Below are 5,920 nucleotides of genomic sequence, written 5' to 3'. Positions count from 1 at the left end.
AGATCTTCATAATCTTGTGGAGTCATAAACCCAATCCGGCTATGTATTCTTTTTCTATTATACCAACTTTCAATATAAAGCTTCAGAAAGTATGATATAAAAAGTTGTATAAATTGAAATTAATATGTATAAAATATAATAAATATGATATAATCTATTTAATGTTGTTTAAATTTTACACAATATGAGAAAATATAAATTATTGCAGGATAAAATTCATAAAATTTCAAAATGAATTAATTCTGTTCATAATTTATAGTAAAAAGTTAATAAAGGAGTTGTATTTAAATTGGGGAAAAAATTTAAAAGAGTCTTAGTTGCCAACAGAGGCGAGATTGCTATAAGAATTTTTAGAGCTTGTCATGAACTTGGTATAAGAACAGTGGCTATATATTCAGAGGAGGATAAATGTTCTCTTTTCAGAACTAAAGCTCATGAAGCATATTTAATAGGAAGAAACAAGGGGCCAGTTGAAGCTTATTTAAATATGGATGAAATAATAAGCCTTGCAAAAAAGAAACATGTTGATGCTATTCATCCAGGTTATGGATTCCTATCAGAAAATCCTGAATTTGCAAGAAGATGTGAAGAAGCTGGAATTGAATTTATAGGTCCAAAATCAGAAATGATGGAAAAATTAGGGGACAAGATTCAGTCTAAAATTGTTGCTGAAAGCGTTGGAGTTCCAGTAATACCAGGATTAGAAAAACCAGTTGAAAATGAAGAAGAAGCTTTAAAGGCTGCTGATTATTGTGGCTATCCAGTAATGGTAAAGGCAGCTGCAGGCGGTGGCGGAAGAGGTATGAGAATAGTAAGACGCAAGGAAGATCTTGTTGAAAACTATAGAAATGCTAAAAATGAAGCCAAAAAAGCTTTTGGTATAGATGATATATTCATAGAAAAGTACATAGAAAGACCAAAACATATTGAAATTCAAGTTTTAGGAGATAAATACGGTAATGTTGTTCATCTTTATGAAAGAGACTGCTCTATTCAAAGAAGACATCAGAAGGTTATAGAATTTACTCCAGCAATAACTTTAAGTGATGAAAAGAGACAGGAAATCTGTAATGATGCTTTAAAGATTGCAAAATCAGTTAACTATAGAAGTGCAGGTACTTTAGAATTCTTAGTAGATGCACAAGGAAATCATTACTTTATAGAAATGAATCCTAGAGTTCAGGTTGAACATACTATTACTGAAATGACTACAGGAATAGACATAGTTCAAAGCCAGATTTTAATTGCAGAAGGTTTTGAATTAAGTTCTAAAGAAATTGGAATACCTTCACAAGATGCAATAAAGCCAAGAGGATATGCTATTCAGTGTAGAATTACTACAGAAGATCCAGCAAATAACTTTGCACCTGATACAGGAAGAATCGATGTATACAGAAGTGGAGCAGGTTTTGGTATCAGACATGATGGTGGTAATGGATTTGCAGGTGCTGTAATCAGTCCTTATTATGATAGCCTTCTTGTTAAAACAACAGCTTATTCAAGAACTTTTGAAGATACAATAAGAAAATCAATACGTTCAATAAAAGAATTAACTATAACAGGTGTTAAGACAAATGTTGATTTTTTAATAAATGTTTTAAATAACGAACAATTTAGAGAAGGTACATGTGATACAAACTTTATAGCTGATAATCCTCAACTATTTGATATAACACCAAGAACAGATGAAGAGCAAAGAGTATTAAAATTCATCGGTGAAAAAATAGTAAATGTTACAAAGGGAAATAAGAAAGAATTTGATGTTCCAGTTATTCCTCATGTAAGTGGAGATGTAGTAAAGACACTTAGAGGTACTAAGCAGATTTTAGATGAAAAAGGACCTGAAGGTGTTGTAGATTATATAAAGAGTCAGAAAAAGCTTTTACTTACTGATACAACAATGAGAGATGCACAACAATCATTACTTGCAACAAGAGTTAGAAGTGTTGATATGAGCAAGATTGCTAAATCAACAGCTTATTATGGTAAAGATTTATTCTCTTTTGAAATGTGGGGAGGAGCTACATTTGATACAGCTTATAGATTCTTAAAGGAATCTCCATGGCAAAGACTTGAATCTTTAAGAAAGAGAATTCCAAATGTAATGTTCCAAATGCTTATAAGAGGAGCAAATGGTGTTGGATATAAAAACTATCCTGATAATGTAATAAGAGCATTTATCAAAGAAGCTGCACAAAGTGGAATTGATGTATTCAGAATATTTGACTCACTTAACTGGCTTAAAGGTATAGAAGTATCATTAGATGAAGTATTAAAAGCTAATAAGGTTGCAGAAGTTGCACTTTGCTATACTGGTGATATACTAGATGAAACAAGAGATAAATATTCTCTTGAATATTATGTAAAGAAAGCTAAAGAAATTGAAAAGATGGGAGCTCATATCTTAGCTATTAAAGATATGTCAGCACTTTTAAAACCATACGCAGCTAAGAAGCTTATAACTGCATTAAAGAATGAAGTGTCATTACCAATTCATTTACATACACATGATACTACAGGTAATGGAGTTGCAACTGTGCTTATGGCAGCAGATGCGGGAGTTGATATAGTAGATACAACATTCAGCAGCATGTCAGGACTTACAAGTCAGCCAGCGCTTGATTCTATAGTTGCAGCACTTGGAAATACAAATAGAGATACGAAGATTGATTTAGCAGGAATTCAAAAGATATCTGAATACTGGGCAGCAGTAAGACCAGTATATAGTGAATATGAATCAGATTTAAAAGCAGGAAGTACTGAAATTTATAAATACGAAATTCCTGGTGGTCAATATTCAAACTTAAAGCCACAGGCTGAAAGTTTTGGACTTGGACATAGATTTGATGAAATCAAAAAGATGTACAAAACAGTTAATGATATGCTTGGAGATATAATAAAAGTTACTCCTTCTTCAAAAATGGTTGGAGATATGGCAATATTTATGGTTCAAAATGATTTGACTCCAGAAAATATTTATGAAAAAGCTGCAAATATGGCATTCCCAGATTCAGTTGTTTCATATTTCAAGGGAATGATGGGTCAGCCAGAAGGAGGTTTCCCAGAAAAACTTCAAAAACTTGTTCTTAAAGGAGAAGAACCTATAACAGTAAGACCAGGAGAATTATTACCTCCAGAAGATTTTGATAAGATTGCTAAATACTTAGAAGATAAATATAAGTTTAAGCCATCTAATAAAGATATAATAAGTTATGCACTATATCCTGATGTATTTGAAGATTTCATAAAACATGTTATGGAATACGGAGAAGTAAGACTTATGGGAAGTGATGTATTCTTCCATGGACTTGCTGAAGGTGAAACAAGTGAAATCGAAGTTAAAGAAGGTAAAATCCTTATAGTTCAATTAATTGAAATTGGAAAACTTGATAATCAAGGATTTAGAACTCTTGAATTTGAAATCAATGGAAACAGAAGATCAATTAAAATTAAGGATAGAACTGAAAGAGCTGAAGCAAATCTTGGAGATGGAAACACAACTGTAATGGCAGATCCAGATAATAAACTTGAAGTTGGAGCAAGTATTCCTGGTAATGTAATAAAGGTGCTTGTAGAAGAAGGTCAAGAAGTTAAAGAAGGAGAAAGCTTGATAGTTGTTGAAGCTATGAAGATGGAAACAAATGTTGTAGCATCAGTAGATGGTACTGTAGAAAAAATCATGGCAAAAGAAGGTCAACAAGTTAAGACTGGTGAATTGTTGGTTAAATTAAAATAAGATTTTAAAAAATAATAGTGTTTTTACACGTAATATTGAGCTGTATCAAATCGAGTTTTATCTCAATTTGATACAGCTTTTTTAATTAACAATATACAATTGGAAATGAAGGATGAAGTCTTTTCAATATTTCTTTCATATAATATTGATTAAATATTTGCAAAAACCATATTTTAGTGTAAGAAATATAGTCTAAGATTATGATTTTATTAGGTTGAGTTTTCACAATTTGATATGAAGGGGAAGTGTACTATTAAAATGGTCTTTCATTGATGTTTTTTTGTAATTATAACTAAAATTGTGTATTGAAAAGAAAAGGAAGAGAAATTACATTTTAATGTTGACAGTGTAAACATTAAGGTATATTATGTATTTAGTAAAAATGATAGGTATTGGCTTTAGAAGTAAAAAATACATTTATTCGGGAGGAGTAAGGTAATGATAGGAATATATCTAAGTGGTACAGGAAATACAAAACATTGTGTGGAAAAATTGACTAATATGATTGATGCATCAGCAGAGGCTATACCATTAGAAAACGAAGCTGTTGTTGAACAAATCAAAAAGAATAGTTTTATAATTCTGGGTTATCCAACTCAGTATTCAAATTCACCTTTTATGGTAAGAGATTTTATTAAAAAAAATTCTTGTATCTGGAAAGGAAAAAAAGTACTTTGTGTAGCAACTATGGGGGCTTTTAGTGGAGATGGAGCAGGATGTACTGCCAGACTGTTAAAAAAATATGGTGCATTAATAGTAGGAGGTCTGCATATTCAAATGCCCGATTCAGTATGTGATGTAAAACTGTTAAAGAAGACTTTAGCTAAAAATAAAGAAATTGTAATTAAAGCAGATAAAAAAATAGAAAAAACAGCAGAAAATATTAGAAAGGGAATATATCCAAAGGAAGGAATTGGTTTCTTTTCTCATATTGCAGGACTTTTTGGACAGAGATTATGGTTTTATGGAAAAACAACTGGATATTCAAAGAATTTAAAAATAAGCAGCAACTGTATTGGATGTGGAATGTGCGCTTCTATATGTCCTATGAAAAATATTGTTATGAATAACAAAAAGGCAGTTGCTGGAGATAGGTGTACTATGTGTTATAGATGCATAAGCCGCTGTCCTCAAAAAGCTATTACACTTGAAGGAAAAAAAGTTTATGAGCAATGTCGCTTTGAAAAATACATTTGAATATCCATATATTTTAAAGTTTTCATTTTATTAAAAATTCAAATTCTAATCACAAAAAGAAGAAACAAAAATAAAATAATATGGTGAAAACTTTAAAATAAGATTGAGGAAAATTTATGTATTTATCAAAGCCAGAAAAAGGATTTTGTATATCTGTATTGTATGTGAATAAAAAAGATTTAAATATAGATGAATTAAAAGAAATAAGCAGCTTGGATAAGAAAGCTGATTTGAATTCAGAAGTTAATATATGTGATTATGAAAAATCAAAAATAGAAGAGGAAAATTTAGCAAAAGCAATGAGAAGTGGATATGACAAACTTATTTTTGATGAAGATGAAGTGGAAGGGATTAAAGAGACTATTGAAAAATTAATAGATAGAAGAGCAAAGGAAATAAAGTCAGAAGATATGGGAATACTTATTTTAGATGATGAAGCAATAGAAAAGAATAAAATTACTGAATCATAAGGCAGTTATATATTTGGATATAAAAAAGCAGTCTGTATAAGGGGAACAGACTGCTTTTTATTAAATAGGGATAAATAATGAAAAAATCTTTAACTATTTTACAATATTTATTATATATATGAAATGTTACAATATTATGTCAAAGTTGATGTTTTATACACAATGTTTTCTGAGTAATTATATTAATGATTATAATACTTATATTGGTAAAAATTATATGATTTGATATGATATAATATATATTATAATTAACAATTAATGATAAACTTTACAATGGTACTTTGATTATTGTGTAGTTTTATTATTAGGGGATATTTAATTTGATTTTGCTTTTATAAAAATAGTATAAGGAGATATATAAGGAGGAAAATATGGCAAAGGTAGATAATGAACAGAAGAAAAAGAAGAATAACAATACAGTTAAAAGTGATTATACAGAAAGAATACAAAAAGCTAAGGAACCGTTTAAGAATGAAATATTGAAAATGGATACTAAAGAAGAAAAAATGTTATATTT

Annotated in this window: 4 protein-coding genes; 3 read left to right on the top strand and 1 reads right to left on the bottom strand. The window is 29.8% G+C overall.

Features of this window, described 5'->3' with window-relative positions:
• Positions 1-74, bottom strand: a 74-nt coding sequence (locus Q0F58_RS19705; RefSeq protein ID WP_367118205.1) for an IS3 family transposase, incomplete at its 3' end; no start/stop codon positions are given.
• Positions 75-289: 215 nt separating this feature from the next.
• Here Q0F58_RS19705 and Q0F58_RS16595 point away from each other — a divergent pair.
• The 3 genes from Q0F58_RS16595 to Q0F58_RS16585 all read left to right on the top strand — a co-directional run bounded on the left by Q0F58_RS16595 (position 290) and on the right by Q0F58_RS16585 (position 5,403).
• Positions 290-3,736 carry a pyruvate carboxylase gene (locus Q0F58_RS16595; RefSeq protein WP_294378980.1) on the top strand — a complete coding sequence of 1,149 codons (3,447 nt, stop codon included), beginning with the start codon at positions 290-292 and terminating at the stop codon, positions 3,734-3,736.
• Positions 3,737-4,174: 438 nt separating this feature from the next.
• Positions 4,175-4,933 carry an EFR1 family ferrodoxin gene (locus Q0F58_RS16590; protein WP_294378979.1) on the top strand — a complete coding sequence of 253 codons (759 nt, stop codon included), beginning with the start codon at positions 4,175-4,177 and terminating at the stop codon, positions 4,931-4,933.
• Between the two features lie 116 nt (positions 4,934-5,049).
• Entirely contained in the window at positions 5,050-5,403 is a 354-nt protein-coding gene (locus Q0F58_RS16585; protein WP_294378978.1) for a hypothetical protein, read from the top strand.
• Positions 5,404-5,920: the final 517 nt, after the last annotated feature.

Origin of the sequence: uncultured Clostridium sp., assembly GCF_934754915.1 — a bacterium.
GTDB lineage: Bacteria > Bacillota > Clostridia > Clostridiales > Clostridiaceae > Clostridium.
Note: the sequence above shows the minus strand (reverse complement) of the source record. Positions and strands in the feature narration are given on the sequence as shown.